Below are 17864 nucleotides of genomic sequence, written 5' to 3'. Positions count from 1 at the left end.
CATGACGGCATCGACATGGGCGGTGACACGGGGCCTCGGGGACCGTGACGCGCGGCTGTATCTGACCGGGGTCGTGGTCTCCGGGTTCGGGACCTCGGCGCTGTGGCTGGCGGCCGGGGTGTGGGTCAGGGACCTCACCGGATCGGACGGGCTGGCCGCGCTGTGCCTGCTCGCCATGTGGGCGCCGACCCTGGCCGGCCCGGCGCTCGGCACACTCGCCGACCGCGTCCGCCGCAAACTCCTGCTGATCGGCGTGAACCTGCTGATGGCGGCCCTGTTGCCGGTCCTGCTCACCGTCGACTCCGCGAGCGGACCCTGGCCGGTGTACGCGGTCCTGTTCGGGTACGGCGCCGTCGGCGTCGTCCATGACGCGGCCGAGTCCGCCCTGGTCGCCGCCGCCGTCGACCCGGCCCTGCTCGGCGACTTCAACGGACTGCGCATGACCGCCACCGAGGGCATGAAGCTGGTGGCGCCGCTCGCGGGCGCCGGCCTGTACGCGGCGTACGGCGGCGCGAGCGTGGCCCTGTTGGACGCAGGGACGTTCGTGCTGGCCGCGGGGGTTTACGCCCTGCTGCGCGTCCGCGAGGAGAAGTCCGCCCCGCCCACGCACGGCTGGTGGGCGCGGACCGCGGAGGGCACCCGTTTCCTGTGGGGGCACCCGCGGCTGCGCCCCCTGGTCGTCGCCGGCGGCACCACGATGCTCTTCGCGGGACTCAACGGGGCGCTGATCTACGCCGTGATCGCCGGCCTGGGCCACTCCCCCGCCTACTCCGGAGTCCTGTACGCCGTCCAGGGCACCGGCTCGGTGGCGGTCGGGCTGCTGTCGGGCACCGGGCTGCGGCTGCTCGGCGCCCGTCGGTTCGCGGCGTGCGGCATCGGCCTCACGGCGGTCGCGGTGGCGCTGCGGGCCCTGCCCTCGGACCCGCTGACCCTGGTGTGCGGCGTGGGGATCGGCGCGGGGCTGCCGTGTGTGCTGATCGCCGCGACGACCGCCGTGCAGCGCGAGACGCCGGACGCGCTGCTCGGCCGTACGGCCGCCACGGCGGGCACGCTGATGTTCACGCCGAACGTGCTCGGCCTGGCCCTCGGCGCGGCGCTGGTGGAACTCGCCGATTACCGGCTGGTGTCGGCCGCCCTCGGCGCCGCCCTGCTGCTGACGGCGGCCCCGCTGCTCCAGCGCCCGACGCGCCCCGACCGCACCGCCGCCGAGCCCCCGTCCGACGCCAACCCGGTCTGACTCGGGCCCGTTGTCACTCAGGCGGGTCACCCACACCGACGCGCCGCATCCGCCCGCCAGCTCAGCCACCGCGCCGCCACACCACCCCGACGACAGCGCCACTCGCGGCCCGGCGGCCCCACCCCCTCAGCGCCCTCCGCCAAACGCCGACCACACCACCCCCGAGCCCCCGTCCGACGCCAACCCGGTCTGACTCGGGCCCGTTGTCACTCAGGCGGGTCACCCACACCGACGCGCCGCATCCGCCCGCCAGCTCAGCCACCGCGCCGCCACACCACCCCGACGACAGCGCCACTCGCGGCCCGGCGGCCCCACCTCCTCAGCGCCCTCCGCCAAACGCCGACCGCACCGCCGCCGAGCCCCCGTCCGAGAGCAACCCGGTTTGGTACAGCGCCAGTTGAGAGTCGGGCTGGTCACACCGGCGCGCCGAGTCCGTAAGCCGGCGCGACCGCCGCGAGATCCCCCGGCTACAGCGCCCGTTCGCGCCGCCGACGGCACTCCCGACCCCTCAGCGCCGCGCCAGCGCCGACCGCACCGCCTCCAGGTCACCGTCCGACGCCAACCCGGCGTGATACAGCCGCACTTCGGTGGCTCCCGCGTCGCGGGCCTTCGCCATGTCGGCGGCCAGGGTGCCGGGGCTGCCGCCCATCCCCGCGACCACGGGGAAGTTGGCCGCGACCACGGCCCCCTCCCGGCCCTGCTGGGCGAACGGCGCGAGCAGGGCCGTACCGCCCGCGCACGGTACGACCACGCCGTCGGCGACGGACAGGATGTGCTCGGGGTCCACGCCCGCGTTGGCGCCCACGTGATAGGCGACCGGGTCGGCGTGCAGCAGCACCTGGAAGCCGCCGGGGGCCGCCTCGCGCACCGCGCGGACCGCCGTCTCCTGAAGGGTGCGGGCGGTGTCGTCGCGCCACACGCGCGTGGCGGCCGCCGTCGTCTCGCCGAGCAGCTTCTCGACCCCGGCCCAGCCTCCGTCGTCGGGCGCCCCCTGCCACAGCGGCTCCAGCGCGTCCCGTACGGCGGCCGCCAACTCGTGGGCGTCCAGGCCCTGTTCGCCGTACCCCTCCCGGCAGACGGGACAGAAGCACAGTGCCATCAGGTAGTGGCCGGCGTCCCCGAGGCCGATGCCGCCGGTCTTGTCGTGGGCGTGCAGGTGCTGCAGGCCGTACCAGCCCAGCGACTCCAGCTCGGTGCCGCGCGCGCCGGGCCGGACGGCCGCCTCGGCGGCGAGGTCGACGAGGTACGCGCGCGTGGCGGGCTGCGCGATGCAGGGGGCCCAGGGGTAGCGGTCGCCGTAGGCGTTGACGACGGAGGTGTCCGGATGCTCGGCGCCCAGACGGGAGTTGTGCGCGAGGACGACCCAGGTATGCACCTCCAGGCCGGCCTCCGCGAGGGACTTCGCGGCCTCGCCGTAGGCGTCACCGGGCGCCCAGTCGCCGGCCGCGTACGGGCGCAGCCCCGGCCCCTCCCAGCGGCCACCGGCCGGGTACAGCACCGCCGCGTGCTCGGCGGTGACGATGCGGTGGCGCGGGTGGCGGGGGGTGAGCGCGCGCGTGGAGTGATAGGCGGCGGCCAGCGTCACCTGTTCCACGCCGAGCGCGGCGATACGGCCGGCGGCCTCCGGGTCCCCGTTGACGTCCCAGGGGTAGACGAATGTCGACGCCTTCACTTGCCGTCCTCCAGCAGCGCGTACCCGCGGTCGATCAGCTCGGCGAGCCGCTTCACATGGTCCTCGGTGGGTTCGTGCAGCGGGGAGCGGACCTCCCCCACGTCCAGCCCGCGCAGCCGTACGCCCGCCTTGACCAGGGAGACGGCGTAGCCGCGGCCCTGGGCCCGGAGTTCGACGAACGGCCGGTAGAAGCCGTCCAGGAGACGGTTCGCGGTGCTCTCGTCGCCGGTCCTGAGCGCCTCGTGGAAGGCGAGGGCGATCTCCGGGACGAAGCAGAAGACGGCCGAGGAGTAGAGCGGGACGCCGATGGCGCGGTAGGCGAGCTGGGTCTGCTCGGCGGTGGGCAGGCCGTTGAAGTAGAGGAAGTCGCCGGGGACCTCGGTGCGCACGGCGCTGACGATGCGCTGCATGAGGTCGAGGTCGCCGAGGCCGTCCTTGAAGCCGATGATGCCGTCCGTACGGGCGAGCGCGACGACGGTCTCCGGGGTGAACACGGCGTTGTCGCGCTGGTAGACGATCACGGGCAGCGCGGTCGCGGCGGCCACCTCCCGGTAGTGCCGCAGCAGCCCTTCCTGCCCGGCGACCACGAGGTAGGGCGGCATGGCGAGCAGCCCGTCCGCGCCGGCGGTCTCGGCCACGCGCGCGTACCGCGCGGCGAGCGCGGTGCCGTACCCGGCGCCGGCGACGACCGGCACCCGTCCGCCGGTCGCCTCGACGGCCGCCCGGACGCACGCCTCGAACTCCTCGGGGGTGAGCGCGTGGAACTCGCCGGTGCCGCAGCACGCGAAGACCGCGGCGGCCCCGTTCTCCACCCCGCGGCGCACATGGGCGCCGTAGACCTCGAGGTCGACCGAGCCGTCCGGTCCGTAGGCGGTGACGGGGAAGAACAGCGGCCCGCTGGGGTTGCTGAGCCGAGCGGCGAGGGGGGCAGGCGTCACGGGCTCTCCCGGTTACATGTTTATGATCGGCGTCTATATCTCTGAACGACACCACGCTAAAGTGCCCCATCCTGGCCGGTCAAGCGCGTCCACGGCCTCGTACCAGCAGATTTCCGGCCTCCGTGGGACACTTGACGGGCTCTGCCCCGGATCCTTAGCGTGTCCACGAATGTGAATATCGTGCATACACGCGACCCCGCCGACCGAAGGAGAAGCGAGGATGCCAGCCCCCCGCACCGTTCTGCTCACCGGCGCCGCCGGCGGGCTCGGCACCCTGATGCGGAACCTGCTGCCCGCCTTCGACTACGAGCTGCGCCTCCTGGACATCCGTCCGATCGAGGGCGACCCGGACGCGATCACCGCCGACCTCGCCGACAAGAAGGCCCTGCGTGAGGCCGTACGGGGCGTCGACGCGATCCTCCATCTCGCGGGCATCTCGCTGGAAGCCCCCTTCGAGAAGATCCTCAAGGCGAACATCGAGGGCACGTACAACCTGTACGAGGCCGCGCGCGAGGAGGGAGTGGGCCGGATCGTCTTCGCCTCCTCCAACCACGCGGTCGGCTTCACCCCGCGCCCCCAGGGCGACGACCCGCTGATCCCGATCGACACCCCGCGCCGACCCGACACCTTCTACGGCCTGTCCAAGTCCTTCGGCGAGGACCTCGCCCAGCTCTACTGGGACAGGCACGGCCTGGAGACCGTGTCGGTGCGCATCGGCTCCTGCTTCCCGGAGCCGACCAGCGTGCGCATGCTGTCGGTCTGGATGAGCCCGCCGGACGGCGCCCGCCTCTTCCACGCGGCCCTCACGGCCGAGAACGTGGGCCACACGGTCGTCTACGGCTCCTCCGCCAACACCCGCCTGTGGTGGGACCTGTCCACCGCCCGCGCCCTCGGCTACGAACCGCAGGACGACTCCGAGCAGTACGCGGAGAAGCTGATCGCCGAACAGGGCGAACTGGAACCGGGCAACATCGCGCACGACTACCTGGGCGGCGCCTTCGTCAGCGACCCACCGATCTGGCCGTACTGACCGAGTTGCACACCGGGCGGGCACCGAACGGGCCCGCCCGCCGCCATATTCGGGCATGCGGCGGCCTCCGGGAGTGGCGCGCCGGCGCCCACCCCAGGGGTGCGGGGAACCGCGCGACCAGCCACGACGGCTCCGCAGCCGCACACCAAAGCCACCCCCCGAGCTCCTGGGCGCACCTCGCCCGAACGGGCACACACGGACAGGATCCCTCCAGCAACAGACCTGGTCACCGCCACCCACCCGCTGTAGAACTTCCCCCAACGGCCCGAACGGGCAACAGCGCAGCAAAAGGCGGGTGACAAATGACCGGCACCGCGGAGGACCGCCAGCGGCACATCGTGCAAGCGGCGCGAGCCACTGGCTCGGTCGACGTCAACACCCTCGCCACCGAACTCGGCGTGGCCAGGGAAACCGTGCGCCGAGACCTCCGCGCCCTGGAGGACCACGGCCTGGTCCGCCGTACCCACGGCGGCGCCTACCCCGTGGAGAGCGCCGGCTTCGAGACGACCCTCGCCTTCCGCGCCACCAGCCACGTCCCCGAGAAACGCCGCATCGCCACCGCCGCGGCCGAGTTGCTCGGGGACGCCGAGACAGTGTTCGTCGACGAGGGCTTCACCCCGCAGCTCATCGCCGAGGCCCTGCCCGGGGACCGACCGCTGACCGTGGTCACCGCGTCCCTGCCCGTCGCGGGCACCCTGGCCGAGGCGGACAACATCTCCGTGCTGCTGCTCGGCGGCCGCGTCCGCCCCGGCACCCTGGCCACCGTCGACCACTGGACGACGAAGATGCTGGCCGGTTTCGTCCTCGACCTCGCCTACATCGGCGCCAACGGCATCTCCCGCGAGCACGGCCTGACCACGCCCGACCCCGCCGTCAGCGAGGTCAAGGCACAGGCGATCCGGGCCGCGCGGCGCACCGTGTTCGCAGGTGTGCACACCAAGTTCGGCGCGGTCAGCTTCTGCCGGTTCGCGGAGATCGGCGCGCTGGAGGCCATCGTCACCAGCACGCTGCTGCCGTCGGCGGAGGCCCATCGGTACTCACTGCTGGGACCACAGGTCGTGCGGGTCTGATTCAGGGAACGGCTTTCGAGCTGCCAAGCACCACAGGGGTTCTCCGCACGGACTGGTGCCCCTTATATCCAACTATGTCCAGGAGCGATCCATGCGCACCCAGAGCCGACGACGGCCGTCGCGAGCCACGCTCGCGCTGGCCGCCGCAGGGACGCTGCTCACCCCGCTGCTCTCCGGCTGTTGGGTCGGGGCGGGCGGGTCCGGTTCCGGCGGCGACTCCGTCAACGTCCTGATGGTCAACAACCCGCAGATGGTGGAACTGCAGAAGCTGACCAAGGCCCACTTCACCAAGGAGACCGGCATCAAGGTGAACTTCACCGTGCTGCCGGAGAACGACGTCCGCGACAAGATCAGCCAGGACTTCGCCAACCAGGCCGGCCAGTACGACGTGGCGACGCTGTCCAACTACGAGATACCGATCTACGCCAAGAACGGCTGGCTGCACGAGATGAACTCGTACGTGGCCAAGGACCCGGCGTACGACGAACAGGACGTGCTCAAGCCGATGCGGCAGTCCCTGACCGCCGACGACGGCAGGCTCTACGGGCAGCCCTTCTACGGCGAGTCGTCCTTCCTGATGTACCGCAAGGACGTGTTCGCGGCGAAGCACCTCACGATGCCCGCGCACCCGACCTGGGACCAGGTGGCCGACCTCGCCGCGAAGGTGGACGGCGCCGAGTCCGGCATGCGGGGCATCTGCCTGCGCGGACTGCCCGGCTGGGGCGAGCTGATGGCGCCCCTGACCACGGTCGTGAACACCTTCGGCGGCACCTGGTTCACCAAGGACTGGAAGGCCCGACTGGACTCCCCCGCCTTCGAGAAGGCGACGAAGTTCTACGTGGACCTCGTTCGCAGGCACGGTGAGTCCGGCGCCGCCCAGTCCGGCTTCGCCGAGTGCCTCAACAACATGACCCAGGGCAAGGTCGCCATGTGGTACGACGCCACATCGGCCGCCGGTTCCCTGGAGGCCGCGGGCTCCCCGGTCAAGGGCAAGCTCGGCTACGCGCCGGCCCCCGTGGAGAAGACCGACAACTCCGGCTGGCTCTACACCTGGGCGTGGGGCATCCAGAAGGCCTCCCGCAACCCGGACAAGGCATGGAAGTTCGTCTCCTGGGCGTCCAGCAAGCAGTACGAGCAGCTGGTCGGCGAGACCAGCGGCTGGCCCAACGTACCGGCGGGCAAACGCGCTTCGACCTACACCAACGCCGAGTACGTCAGGTCCGCGGCCTCCTTCCAGGAGATGACCAAGGCCGCAATCGAAGGCGCGAGGCCCAATGACCCCGGGGTGCAGCCGCGTCCCGCGCCCGGCATCCAGTTCGTCGGCATCCCCGAGTTCACCGATCTCGGCACCAAGGTCTCCCAGGAGATCAGCGCGGCCATCGCCGGACGCCAGTCCGTCGATTCGGCCCTGAGGAAGTCCCAGAAACTCGCCGAGAAGATCTCCAAGGAGTACGAGGGACGATGACCGCGACAACGACGGCTCCGATAGCCGCGACTCCCGCACGCACCAAGGGCGTTCCCTCCGCCCGGCTGAAGGCCTGGGCGACCCGCGCGCCGCTGCTGCCCGCCCTGGTCTTCATGATCGTGGTGACCCAGCTGCCGTTCGTGGCCACGCTGGTGATCTCGTTCTTCGACTGGAACGCCCTCTACCCGAAGGCCCGTCACTTCACCGGCTTCGACAACTACCAACAGGTGCTCACCGACGCCGACCTGCGCCACTCGGTGTGGACGACGATCCTGCTCACGGCAGCCGTGGTCGTGGTCAGCCTGGTCCTGGGCCTGGCGCTCGCGCTGCTCCTGGACCGGAGATTCCGCGGCCGGGGCGTCGTCCGCACCCTCCTGATCGCGCCCTTCCTGGTGGTCCCCGTGGCGGCCGCCCTGCTGTGGAAGCACGTCCTCTACAACCCCGAATACGGCCTGCTGAACGGTCTGTTGCACTACGTGGGCGGTCCGCAGCCGGACTGGATCTCGAACACCCCGCTGCTGGCGGTCGAAGCCTCCCTGGTGTGGCAGTGGACGCCGTTCATGATGCTGATCCTGCTGGCGGGCCTGCAGAGCCGTGACCACCAGCAGATCGAGGCCGCTCGGGTGGACGGCGCGAGCGACTGGCAGATCTTCCGCCACCTCACGCTCCCGCACCTGCGCCGCTACCTCGAACTCGGCGCCCTGCTGGGGTCGATCTACATCGTCCAGAACTTCGACGCGGTCTTCACCATCACGTCCGGCGGGCTGGGCACCGCCAACCTGCCGTACACCGTCTACCAGAGCTTCTACCAGGCCCATGAGAACGGCCTCGCCTCGGCCGCGGGCGTCCTGGTGGTCATCGGCTCGATCGTCATCGCGACCTTCGCCCTGCGCGTGGTGTCGTCCCTGTTCCGCGAGGAGGTGGCTCGAGGATGAGCACCGTCGCCGTACGACTGCGAGGCGGCCGCCGCAAGGGCGCCGGACTCGGCCTGGTGGCCTGGCTGCTGGGGATCGTGTTCTTCCTGCCCATCGCGTGGATGGCCCTGACGTCCTTCCACTCGGAGGCGGACGCCGCCACCAACCCGCCCTCCTTCGGGGCCGCCCTCACCCTGGACGGCTACCGCGAGTTCTTCGGCACGGGCGGCGGGGCGAGTCCCTGGCCGGCCCTCATCAACTCGGCCGTGGCGTCGGTGGCGTCGACGCTGCTGGTGCTGCTGCTGGCGCTGCCGGCGGCGTACGCGCTGTCGGTGCGCCCGGTGAAGAAGTGGACCGATGTCCTGTTCTTCTTCCTGTCCACGAAGATGCTCCCGGTGGTCGCGGGTCTCCTGCCCATCTACCTGTTCGCCAAGAACACGGACATGCTGGACAACATCTGGCTGCTGGTCATCCTCTACACCTCGATGAACCTGCCGATCGCCGTGTGGATGATGCAGTCCTTCCTGGCCGAGGTGCCGGTCGCGGTGATCGAGGCGGCCCAGATCGACGGCGCCCGGCTGCCGACGATCCTCGCCCGTGTGGTGGCCCCGATCGCCCTGCCCGGCATCGCCGCCACCGCCCTGATCTGCTTCATCTTCAGCTGGAACGAGCTGCTGTTCGCCCGGGTGCTGACCGGCGTGGTCGCCGAGACCGCCCCCGTGTTCCTGACCGGCTTCATCACCAGCCAGGGCCTGTTCCTGGCGAAGGTGTGCGCCGCGTCGCTCGTCATCTCCCTGCCGGTGCTCGCCGCGGGGTTCGCCGCCCAGGACAAGCTGGTCCAGGGCCTGTCGCTGGGAGCCGTGAAATGAAGGCCGCCGTCATCGAGTCCGTGGGCCGTGCCGTCGTCGCCGAGGTCCCCGACCCGGCGCCGGGCCCCCGCGAGGTCGTCGTCGAGGTCGCCGCCTGCGGCCTGTGCGGCACCGATCTGCACATCCTGCAGGGCGAGTTCGCGCCGAAGCTGCCGATCGTGCCGGGTCACGAGTTCGCGGGCGAGGTGGTCGGGGTCGGCACCCAGGTCACCGAGGTCGCGGTCGGCGACCGGGTGGCGGTCGACCCGTCCCTGTACTGCCACGAGTGCCGTTACTGCCGTGACGGCCACAACAACCTCTGCGAGCGCTGGGCCGCGATCGGCGTGACCACGGCGGGCGGCGCGGCACAGTTCGCCGTCGCTCCGGTGGCCAACTGCGTGAAGCTCCCCGAGCACGTCCGCACCCAGGACGCGGCCCTGGTGGAGCCCCTGTCCTGCGCCGTGCGCGGCTACGACGTGCTGCGCTCCCGCCTCGGCGCGCACGTGCTGATCTACGGCTCCGGGACGATGGGTCTGATGATGCTGGAACTGGCCAAGCGGACCGGGGCGGCGAGCGTGGACGTCGTGGACCTGAACCCGGCCCGCCTGGAGACGGCCGTACGCCTCGGCGTCTCGTCCTCCGCGCCGAACGCCGACGAACTGGAACGCCCGCAGGGCTGGGACGTCGTGATCGACGCGACCGGCAACGCGGCGGCCATCCAGGACGGCCTGGGGCGCGTGGCCAAGGCGGGCACGTTCCTGCAGTTCGGGGTGGCGGACTACGCGACGCGGGTGACGATCGACCCGTACCGGATCTACAACCAGGAGATCACCATCACCGGATCGATGGCGGTGCTGCACAGCTTCGAACGCGCGGCCGAGCTGTTCGCGAACGGCGTCCTCGACCCGGAGGTCTTCATCAGCGACCGGATCCCGCTGGAGCGCTACCCGCAGGCGCTGGAGCAGTTCGCCGCGGGGGTGGGACGGAAGATCGTGGTGCTCCCCCAGAGCGCCTAGCCGGTCGCCCGGACCGCGGGAAAATCCAGTGGGGGCGCGGCGGACCGGGGCCGTACCATCCCGTCATGCCGCACCCCCAGGGATTCTCGTACGAGGAACACGCCGACGGCACCGTGCGCATCACCCATCACGGCCGTCCCGCGACCCTGCTGCGCGCACCGCGCTCCACCCGGTTTCTCGCGGAGGTGGCGGCCGGCGACCCGCAGCTCGTCATGGCCCGCTGGACCGGGAACTACAAGCGCGGCAACGAACGGACCGCCCGAGACCACCCGCGCAACGGCGGCCGCGGCCGCCGCTGAACCGATCCACTCGATCGGCCGCCGGGTAAGGGAACGGCAAAGTGGTCTCGTTCGTTGTCCCGGCATGACAGCTATGACCCCTGGCTCGAACATCCCTCTCCCCGTCACCCGTGTGACGGTGGACGTCGCCGCCCCGGTGCGGCTCGACGTATCGGGCCTGCTGCTCACGGGCGACGGCAAGGTGCGCTCCGACGACGACTTCATCTTCTACAACCAGCCGGCGGGGCCGGGCGTGACCTACCGCTCCGGCGGCGGTACGGCGCCCGACGCGATCACCGTCGACACCGCCGCCCTGCCCCCCGGTATCGAGAAGGTCGTCGTCACGGCGAGTCCGGACGCGGCCGGGCAGACCTTCCAGGGCATCGAGCCGACGGCCACGATCCGCGGCGCGGACGACAACAGCGTCCTCGCCACCTTCACACCCCCGCAGCTGGGGACGGAGACGGCGCTGGTGATCGTCGAGATCTACCTGCGCAACGGCGCCTGGAAGGCACGCGCGGTCGGCCAGGGGTACGCCAACGGGCTGGCGGGCATCGCGACCGACTTCGGGGTGACGGTCGAGGAGCCCGCCCCGGCGCCCGTCGCTCCGCCCCAGCCCGCGATGCGGCCCCCGGTGGCGCCGCCCGCACCGCCGCTGTCCACCACGCCGCCTGCCCCGCCCGCACCTCCGGCTCCCGCCGCGCCCGCTCCCGGTGCCGGGAAGATCAACCTCGACAAGGGCCGGGTGAGCCTGCAGAAGAACCAGACCGTCTCCCTGGTCAAGGGCGGCCGTCCGCTGCTCGCCCAGGTCAAGATGGGCCTCGGCTGGGAGCCTGCCTACCGAGGCTCCGACATCGACCTGGACGCGTCGGTCATCGCCTACGGCCCGCAGCGCAACCACATCGACAGCTGCTACTTCGGCAAGCTGTCCATCCTCAACGGCGCGATCAAGCACTCCGGCGACAACCTCACGGGCGAGGGCGCGGGCGACGACGAGGTCATCGTGGTCGACCTCGGCCGCATCCCGCAGGAGGTGACCGGCCTGGTCTTCACGGTCAACTCCTTCTCCGGCCAGAAGTTCACCGACGTGGCCAAGGCCTACTGCCGCCTCCTGGACGCCGCGACCGGCGAGGAGTTGGTCCGCTTCGACCTGACCAACGCGGAGGCCCAGACGGGCGTGATGATGGCCAAGCTGATCCGTCAGTTCTCCGGCGAGTGGGACATGACGGCGATGGGCGAGTTCGTGAAGGCCCGCACGGTCCGGAACATGGTGAAGCCGGCCGCCCAAGCGCTGTAAGCGGTCGTACGACGTTCACGGGCGCCCCCTCGGGCGGGGGCACCCGACGTCTCAGTTCTCCGCCGACCGCTCAGTTCTCCGCCGACCGCAGCCCTTCGGTCAGCAGGGACAGATAGCGGCGGATGCGCGGCCGCCCGCCGTTCGCCAACTCCGCGGCGGAGGACACCCCGTGGGCCAGCCGCAGCACGTCGATCGGCTCGAGGTCCCGCCGCAGCGTCCCCTCCCTCTGGGCCGCCTCGACCAGCCGCCCGGCCGCGCCCTTCATGTGCGTGGCGCAGGCGGTGAGGGCCGCGTTGCTGCCGTCGGTGACGGCCGACCCCAGCAGCGCCTTCAGACCCCGCACCTCGATCGTGCGGACGCAGACCTCGTAGAGCCACTCCTGAAGGGCCTCGCCGGGCGGCAGTTCCTTCGCGATGTCGTCGGCACGGTCGCCGAGCGCCTCGATGGCGTCGACGTACACCGCCTCCAGCAGCGCCTGCCGCGTCGGGAAGTGCCGGTACAGCGTCCCGGAACCCACCCCCGCCCGCTTGGCGATGTCGTCGAGGGACGCGTTCTCCCCGTGCTCGGCGAAGGCGTCCGCCGCGCTCTTCAGCAGCCGCTCATAGTTCCGCCGGGCGTCCGCCCGCATGGGCTTGACCTGCGCCATCCAGATACTCCTTGCGAACCGGGGACCGTCTCCGTATCTTAGCGAGAGTTAAACGGAGACAGTCCCCGGTTATCTCCGCGGGCCCTTCCACCTGCCCACACTCCGTTGCTTCGTGCTGCCCGCGCACTTCCCACCGAGGACGTTCGAAACGGGAGAACTCCATGTCCGGCCCGTCCACGACCACCGAAACACGCCCCGCCCTCCAGCACCCCGCCCGCCTCGGCACCGCCCTCTTCGTCATCGTCACCGCCTACCTGATGGTCGGCGTCGACTCCACGGTCGTCAACGTCGCGCTGCCCGACATCCAACACGACCTCCATTTCAGCCGCACCGGCCTGTCCTGGGTCCTCAACGCCTACACCCTCGCCTTCGGCGGGCTGCTGCTGCTCGGCGGCCGCGTCGGCGACATCGTCGGCCGCCGCCGCACCCTCGCCACCGGTGTCCTGCTCTTCGCCGGCTCCTCCCTGCTCGGCGGTCTCGCGACCGACAGCCTCTGGCTGCTCGCGGCCCGAGCGCTCCAGGGCGTCGGCGCCGCCCTCATCGCGCCGAGCACCCTCGCCCTGATCACCACCAACTTCCCCGAAGGCCCCCGCCGCCACCACGCGCTCGGCGTCTACGCCTCCATGGCCGGCATCGGCGCCTCCGTCGGCCTGGTCGTCGGCGGGATGCTCACCTCCTGGGCCTCCTGGCGCTGGGCCCTGCTGATCAATGTGCCGATCGGGCTCGGCGTGGCCCTCGCCCTGCCCCGCTTCGTCACCGAGACCCCGCGCCACGCGGGCCGGTTCGACGCGGCCGGCGCCCTCACCGGCACGGGGGGCATGACCTCGCTGGTGTACGCCTTCATCCGGGTCTCGGCGCAGGGGTGGAGCGACACCCTCGCCCTGCTCGCGTTCACCACGGCGGCCGCCCTGCTCGCCGGGTTCACCCTCGTGGAGTCCCGGGCCGCCCAGCCGATCATGCCGCTGCGGCTGTTCTCGGACCGCAACCGCGCGGGCGGCTACGCGGGCGTTCTGCTGCTGCCCGCGGGCATGTTCGGCGCCTTCTACTTCCTGACGCTGATCAGCCAACAGGTGCTGAACTACAGCCCGTTGCGCGCCGGGTTCGCCTTCCTGCCGATGACGCTGGCGATGTTCACGACCGTACGCTTCGTGCCGCGGCTGGTCGGCCGGCTCGGCGCCAGGCCGATCCTGCTCACCGGCATGGCCCTGCTGACCACCACCACCGGATGGCTGTGGCGGCTGCGGCCGGGCGAGGGCTACGCGGCCGGTCTGCTCGGCCCGCTGCTGCTCATCGGCGTCGGCGTGGGCCTCAGTTTCATGCCGCTCAACGCGACCATCCTCGCCCGCGTCCAGCCGCGCGAGGCGGGCGCCGCCTCCGGACTGCTCCAGACCCTTCAGTGGCTCGGCGGCACCCTCGGACTGTCGGTCCTGGTCACGGTGTTCGGCACGGCCACCCGGCACGCGTCCGGCACCCCGGCCGAGATCCTCACGGCGGGCTCGGCACGCGCCTTCGGTGCGGCCGCCCTGATCGCCGCCACGGCCCTGGCGGTCTGCGCGACGGTGATCAGGACGGAACGCCCGGGAAGGACGTGATCGGGGCGTACGACTAGAACAACGCGCTGTAGGCGTTCAGTGCGGGCTGTCCGCCGAGGTGGGCGTAGAGCACCGTCGACTCGGCGCCGATCTCCCCGCGCCGCACGAGATCGATCATGCCGGCCATCGACTTGCCCTCGTAGACAGGGTCGGTGATCATCCCCTCCGTGCGGGCGGCGAGGCGCATCGCCTCCAGGGTCGTCTCGTCGGGGACGCCGTACGTCCCCGCGTGGTAGCGCTCGTCCAGTTCGACGTCGTCCTCGGTCAACTCACGGCGCACGCCGATCAGCCGGCCGGTATGCGCGGCGATCCGGGCGATCTGCTCCCTGGTCGCGGCGGGCTTGGCCGAGGCGTCGACGCCGAGCACCCGGCGCCGCCGTCCGCCCGCCTCCTCCAGCGCGGCGAACCCGGCGACCATGCCGGCCTGGGTCGAGCCGGTCACCGAACAGACGACGACGGTGTCGAAGAAGACACCCGACTCCCGCTCCTGCTCGGCGACTTCGTAGGCCCAGCCGGCGAACCCTAGGCCGCCGAGCGGATGGTCGGAGGCGCCCGCCGGAATGGCGTACGGCTTCCCGCCCCGCTCCTCGACCTCCCGGAGCGCCTGCTCCCAGCTCTCCTTGAACCCGATCCCGAACCCGGCCTTCACCAGCCGTACGTCGGCCCCGGCGAGTCTGCTGAGGAGGATGTTACCGACCTTGTCGTACACGGAGTCCGGCCAGTCCACCCAACTCTCCTGCACCAGCACGCACTTGAGTCCGGCACGCGCGGCCACGGCGGCGACCTGACGGGTGTGGTTGGACTGCACCCCGCCGATCGAGACCAGGGTGTCGCAGCCCTGGGCCAGCGCGTCGGCGACCAGGTACTCCAGCTTGCGCGTCTTGTTCCCGCCGTAGGCGACACCGGAGTTGCAGTCCTCCCGCTTGGCCCAGAGGGAGGCGCCACCGAGCTCGGCGGTCAGCCGCTCCAGGGGGTGCACCGGGGACGGGCCGAACAGGAGGGAGTAACGCTCGTACGAGGAAAGAGACATGGGTCCTCCGGGGTCGGGATCAGTCGCCGTCGGTCCGGTCGCCGCCGGTGGGGTCGGTGGGGTCGATGTCGGTCAGCTCGACCAGGTCGGCGAGGCTGCGCCAGATCTCCGCGGTGACCCGCACCGCCGTCTGCGCGTCACCGGCCGCGCAGGCCTCGATCAGCCGCTCGTGCAGGCCCGCGGAACGGCAGGTCCCGCCCTCGCCGAAGCGACGGCGCTCCAGGCGGCGGATGAGCGGGGTGTAGCGGGCGATGGTGGCGGCGGCCGCATGGTTGCCGGCGACGCGGACGAGGACGTCGTGCAGGGCGTCGTCGGCCCGCAGCGCACCGTCCACGTCACCCGCGCCGACGGCCGCGGCGAACCGCTCGTTGGCCGCGCGCATGGTCTGCACGTCGGCGGCGAAGAGACACGGTACGGCGACCCGGGTCACCAGCTCGTGCATGGCACCGACCACGGCGGCCGCGTCCCGCACATCGGCGGCCACCACCGGGGTCACCCGCGTGTAGCTCTGCGGCTTGCTCTCCAGCAGTCCCTCGTCCACGAGCCGCGCGAACGCCTCCCGCACCGGCGCCCGGGACAGCCCCATGCGCTCGGCGAGTTCGGCGTCCCGCACCACCGCACCGGGCTCCAGCTCCCCGGCCACGATGGCGTCCCGGATGGATGCGTAGGCGCGGTCCCTGAGGAGGGTGCGCTGGACGGGTCGTATGGCCTCCACAACTGAAATGTTAGATGTCAGCCAGGAGCGGGGGCAAGGGTGTGGCCCGCACCCCCCGTAGAAGTGCGGGCCACGATCATGGGCTCAGGCGGCCCAGGGCCAGTCGGCGTCCTGGGCGGCCTCGAGCAGCGGGACCATCCGGAAGGCCGCGTCCGTCAGACCCCCGAAGGTGTGCCGGTTCGCCCTGCCCGAGGGGCCGTGGCCCACGCGGTACCCGGCGAGGTTCCAGGTGTAGACCGGCACCTGGGCCGGGACCTGCTCCGTCGGGTCGCCGTGGTGGTTGAAGGCGTACTGCTCGTCGGTGACGATCAGCACCCGGTCCTGGCCCCGGTAGTGCGCGCGCACCGCGCTGGTGGTGTCGGTGCCGCCCAGGTCGCCGAAGCGGTCCAGGATTCCCAGCACCGACTCGCCCCTGCGGAACGTCAGGCGCCGGCTCGTGGTGCCGAACTCGACGAGATCCGCGTCGCCCGCCCGCAGCGCGAGCGCCGTGCCGAAGATCGCCGCCGCGTCGGCCCGGTTCAGCTCGGAGCGGTCCGACAGCCGCGCCCACATCGAGCCGGAGCGGTCGACCAGGATCAGCGTGCGGCCCGGCAGCGCGGGCACGTTGGCCAGCGAGTGCCCGATCGCCTGCTCCAGCGGGTACGACCAGCGCAGCGAGGGCGCGTGCCGGTACGCGGCGAGATACCGGAAGGGGAACTGCCGCGAGCGCGCGACCTCGGCCGCGTCACTGATCTTCGCCGCCACCCGGGCCGCGACCTCGTCCGAGACCCCCGCCTGATCGAAATTGCGCAGGTTACGGACGAGCGCCATCGCCCCCATGGACGGGATCACGGCCTCCCAGGCCGCCTTGTCCATCGGGCCCTGGAGCCAGCCGGCCAGCGCCTCCCAGGTGATCCCGGCCGCCGCCAGCCGCTCGGCACCGCCCGCGGAGGTCACCACCGCACGGCGCTCCCGCACCGGCAGCGCCATCAGCTCACGGTGCGCGGTCAGGCCGCCGTCCGCGACGGGCGGTACCGCCGTGTCCGGGTGGTGCCGGCGGTCGAGGGCGTACCGGAACAGCTCACCCTGCCACGGCTTGTCCGGGTCCGGCGTCGCGTGCACCAGGTTGAGGATGTCGCCGAAGCGGTACCCCTTGGACGCGGTGTCGTACTTCAGCAGCGACCTGCCGCTGTAGAGGCGGCGTACGGCATCGGCGATCCCGCGCTTGACCGGCTTGGGGACGTTACGGCCGTAGGTCGCCGTCCAGTACGCGAGCAGTTCGCCGGGCTCGTCCGGGCGCTGCAGCACGGAGGCGACGACCTGCCGGTTGGCCGGGCCGTCGGTGGCGCCCGCGTCGAGGCGCGCCTTCACGTACTCGGCGGCACCCACGAGGGAAGCGGTACGGAGGTTTCCCTCGCCGCGCAGCCAGCCGAGCAGACCGGCCGTCCACGCCGGGTCCTCGACGGCGAGCTGCCGCACGAGCCGCGCGAAGCGGTCGTCGCGGTCGGTGCCGCTCTCGTAAAAGGTCTTCTGCGAGACGAAGTTGGCGATCGCGAGCAGAAACAGCTCGGAGCGCGCGTCGCGCTCCCGGCCGCGGCCGCCCTCGTAGGTGCGGAGCACTCGGCCCGTGGAGGTGACGCGGGAAGTGGGCTGTGCCTTCGCGCCCTTGGTGTTGAATCGCGCCATGAGGAATTCCCCCGAATTCTGAATGGGTTTCGGAGGGAGGCGCGGCAGAAGGCGGGGGCCTGAGATCAGGGGGCGGCGACGGCCTTATCACCTGGCGCGTCTTCCAATTTCCGCCACACCGGCCCTTCGGCCGGCGACGGGATTCGAACCCGCACGCTCACCTGGAGCACCAGATCCCTGAAGTATCCGCTGCCTGCGCACCGGGCACCCACCATGAACTGCGCCTCCCGAGATCAAGGTCGGCGGCGGCACTGATTCTCTGAGAAAGGGAAGTAACCGCAGCCTGCGCACCGGGAGGTGCATGAAGTTGTGGTGTCCAGAGAACAAGGTCGGCGGAACCGACAAAGGTGCTCTAATACTCCAGCTGTAGATCGTGATCTTCATGTCTGGGATGCGGCTTGCTGCCGGTAGTGACTGGTGCGTGATCGTGCCTGGTGACGGCGACGCCAGT

16 protein-coding genes are annotated in these 17864 nt (G+C 71.5%); 10 read left to right on the top strand and 6 right to left on the bottom strand.

Going from position 1 to position 17864, the window contains the following annotated elements:
- The first annotated feature begins 1 nt into the window (after position 1).
- Positions 2-1237 (top strand): MFS transporter, encoded by a 1236-nt coding sequence (locus ABZ453_RS27465; protein WP_359018718.1) that lies wholly within the window; start codon positions 2-4, stop codon positions 1235-1237.
- A 508-nt stretch (positions 1238-1745) separates the two neighbouring features.
- Here ABZ453_RS27465 and ABZ453_RS27460 read toward each other — a convergent pair.
- Both ABZ453_RS27460 and ABZ453_RS27455 read right to left on the bottom strand, forming a co-directional pair.
- Positions 1746-2909, bottom strand: coding sequence for a hypothetical protein (locus ABZ453_RS27460; RefSeq protein WP_359018716.1), 1164 nt, complete (start codon positions 2907-2909; stop codon positions 1746-1748).
- Positions 2906-3847 carry a 5-dehydro-4-deoxyglucarate dehydratase gene (locus ABZ453_RS27455; protein ID WP_359018714.1) on the bottom strand — a complete coding sequence of 314 codons (942 nt, stop codon included), beginning with the start codon at positions 3845-3847 and terminating at the stop codon, positions 2906-2908. Before ABZ453_RS27455 ends, ABZ453_RS27460 begins: the two co-directional genes overlap by 4 nt.
- A gap of 220 nt (positions 3848-4067) precedes the next feature.
- Here ABZ453_RS27455 and ABZ453_RS27450 point away from each other — a divergent pair, with 220 nt between their 5' ends.
- The 8 genes from ABZ453_RS27450 (at position 4068) to ABZ453_RS27415 (ending at position 11765) form a co-directional block, all read left to right on the top strand.
- On the top strand, positions 4068-4877 hold the full coding sequence (locus tag ABZ453_RS27450) for an NAD(P)-dependent oxidoreductase (protein WP_359018712.1): 810 nt from the start codon (positions 4068-4070) through the stop codon (positions 4875-4877).
- A 302-nt stretch (positions 4878-5179) separates the two neighbouring features.
- Complete coding sequence (locus ABZ453_RS27445) at positions 5180-5947, top strand: DeoR/GlpR family DNA-binding transcription regulator (protein ID WP_359018710.1); 768 nt, start codon at positions 5180-5182, stop codon at positions 5945-5947.
- 91 nt (positions 5948-6038) lie between these two features.
- A complete protein-coding gene (locus ABZ453_RS27440) occupies positions 6039-7412 on the top strand; it encodes a sugar ABC transporter substrate-binding protein (protein WP_359018708.1) in 1374 nt (457 codons plus the stop codon).
- On the top strand, positions 7409-8347 hold the full coding sequence (locus tag ABZ453_RS27435; RefSeq protein WP_359018706.1) for a sugar ABC transporter permease: 939 nt from the start codon (positions 7409-7411) through the stop codon (positions 8345-8347). Before ABZ453_RS27440 ends, ABZ453_RS27435 begins: the two co-directional genes overlap by 4 nt.
- A complete protein-coding gene (locus ABZ453_RS27430) occupies positions 8344-9195 on the top strand; it encodes a carbohydrate ABC transporter permease (RefSeq protein WP_356761285.1) in 852 nt (283 codons plus the stop codon). The genes ABZ453_RS27435 and ABZ453_RS27430 overlap by 4 nt, the downstream gene beginning before the upstream one ends.
- Positions 9192-10190: a zinc-dependent alcohol dehydrogenase family protein gene (locus ABZ453_RS27425; protein WP_359018703.1), complete on the top strand. Its 999-nt coding sequence runs from the start codon at positions 9192-9194 to the stop codon at positions 10188-10190. Before ABZ453_RS27430 ends, ABZ453_RS27425 begins: the two co-directional genes overlap by 4 nt.
- Positions 10191-10255: 65 nt before the next feature.
- On the top strand, positions 10256-10489 hold the full coding sequence (locus ABZ453_RS27420) for a hypothetical protein (RefSeq protein ID WP_359018701.1): 234 nt from the start codon (positions 10256-10258) through the stop codon (positions 10487-10489).
- Between the two features lie 73 nt (positions 10490-10562).
- Positions 10563-11765: a TerD family protein gene (locus ABZ453_RS27415; RefSeq protein WP_359018895.1), complete on the top strand. Its 1203-nt coding sequence runs from the start codon at positions 10563-10565 to the stop codon at positions 11763-11765.
- 70 nt (positions 11766-11835) lie between these two features.
- Here the strand turns inward: ABZ453_RS27415 and ABZ453_RS27410 are convergent, their stop codons facing one another.
- Positions 11836-12411 (bottom strand): helix-turn-helix domain-containing protein, encoded by a 576-nt coding sequence (locus ABZ453_RS27410; protein ID WP_359018699.1) that lies wholly within the window; start codon positions 12409-12411, stop codon positions 11836-11838.
- Between the two features lie 161 nt (positions 12412-12572).
- Here ABZ453_RS27410 and ABZ453_RS27405 point away from each other — a divergent pair, with 161 nt between their 5' ends.
- On the top strand, positions 12573-14003 hold the full coding sequence (locus tag ABZ453_RS27405) for an MFS transporter (protein WP_359018697.1): 1431 nt from the start codon (positions 12573-12575) through the stop codon (positions 14001-14003).
- A gap of 13 nt (positions 14004-14016) precedes the next feature.
- Here the strand turns inward: ABZ453_RS27405 and ABZ453_RS27400 are convergent, their stop codons facing one another.
- From ABZ453_RS27400 to ABZ453_RS27390, 3 genes are all read right to left on the bottom strand, one after another.
- Positions 14017-15033: a 1-aminocyclopropane-1-carboxylate deaminase gene (locus ABZ453_RS27400; RefSeq protein WP_359018695.1), complete on the bottom strand. Its 1017-nt coding sequence runs from the start codon at positions 15031-15033 to the stop codon at positions 14017-14019.
- A 19-nt stretch (positions 15034-15052) separates the two neighbouring features.
- Positions 15053-15748 carry a GntR family transcriptional regulator gene (locus ABZ453_RS27395; RefSeq protein ID WP_359018693.1) on the bottom strand — a complete coding sequence of 232 codons (696 nt, stop codon included), beginning with the start codon at positions 15746-15748 and terminating at the stop codon, positions 15053-15055.
- 84 nt (positions 15749-15832) lie between these two features.
- Positions 15833-17413: a TROVE domain-containing protein gene (locus ABZ453_RS27390; protein WP_359018691.1), complete on the bottom strand. Its 1581-nt coding sequence runs from the start codon at positions 17411-17413 to the stop codon at positions 15833-15835.
- Between the last annotated feature and the right edge of the window lie 451 nt (positions 17414-17864).

It is taken from the genome of Streptomyces sp. NPDC005799 (assembly GCF_040630525.1).
Classification (GTDB): domain Bacteria; phylum Actinomycetota; class Actinomycetes; order Streptomycetales; family Streptomycetaceae; genus Streptomyces; species Streptomyces griseorubiginosus_B.
The sequence above is the reverse complement of the archived record's forward strand: the minus strand, read 5'-3'. Positions and strand labels throughout refer to the sequence as shown.

Coding starts and splice junctions, on each gene's coding strand:
- ABZ453_RS27410 (WP_359018699.1), bottom strand. CDS start 12,411: ATGGCGCAGGTCAAGCCCATGCGGGCGGACGCCCGGCGGAACTATGAG.
- ABZ453_RS27420 (WP_359018701.1), top strand. CDS start 10,256: ATGCCGCACCCCCAGGGATTCTCGTACGAGGAACACGCCGACGGCACC.
- ABZ453_RS27400 (WP_359018695.1), bottom strand. CDS start 15,033: ATGTCTCTTTCCTCGTACGAGCGTTACTCCCTCCTGTTCGGCCCGTCC.
- ABZ453_RS27465 (WP_359018718.1), top strand. CDS start 2: ATGACGGCATCGACATGGGCGGTGACACGGGGCCTCGGGGACCGTGAC.
- ABZ453_RS27430 (WP_356761285.1), top strand. CDS start 8,344: ATGAGCACCGTCGCCGTACGACTGCGAGGCGGCCGCCGCAAGGGCGCC.
- ABZ453_RS27435 (WP_359018706.1), top strand. CDS start 7,409: ATGACCGCGACAACGACGGCTCCGATAGCCGCGACTCCCGCACGCACC.
- ABZ453_RS27440 (WP_359018708.1), top strand. CDS start 6,039: ATGCGCACCCAGAGCCGACGACGGCCGTCGCGAGCCACGCTCGCGCTG.
- ABZ453_RS27390 (WP_359018691.1), bottom strand. CDS start 17,413: ATGGCGCGATTCAACACCAAGGGCGCGAAGGCACAGCCCACTTCCCGC.
- ABZ453_RS27445 (WP_359018710.1), top strand. CDS start 5,180: ATGACCGGCACCGCGGAGGACCGCCAGCGGCACATCGTGCAAGCGGCG.
- ABZ453_RS27425 (WP_359018703.1), top strand. CDS start 9,192: ATGAAGGCCGCCGTCATCGAGTCCGTGGGCCGTGCCGTCGTCGCCGAG.
- ABZ453_RS27415 (WP_359018895.1), top strand. CDS start 10,563: ATGACCCCTGGCTCGAACATCCCTCTCCCCGTCACCCGTGTGACGGTG.
- ABZ453_RS27405 (WP_359018697.1), top strand. CDS start 12,573: ATGTCCGGCCCGTCCACGACCACCGAAACACGCCCCGCCCTCCAGCAC.
- ABZ453_RS27450 (WP_359018712.1), top strand. CDS start 4,068: ATGCCAGCCCCCCGCACCGTTCTGCTCACCGGCGCCGCCGGCGGGCTC.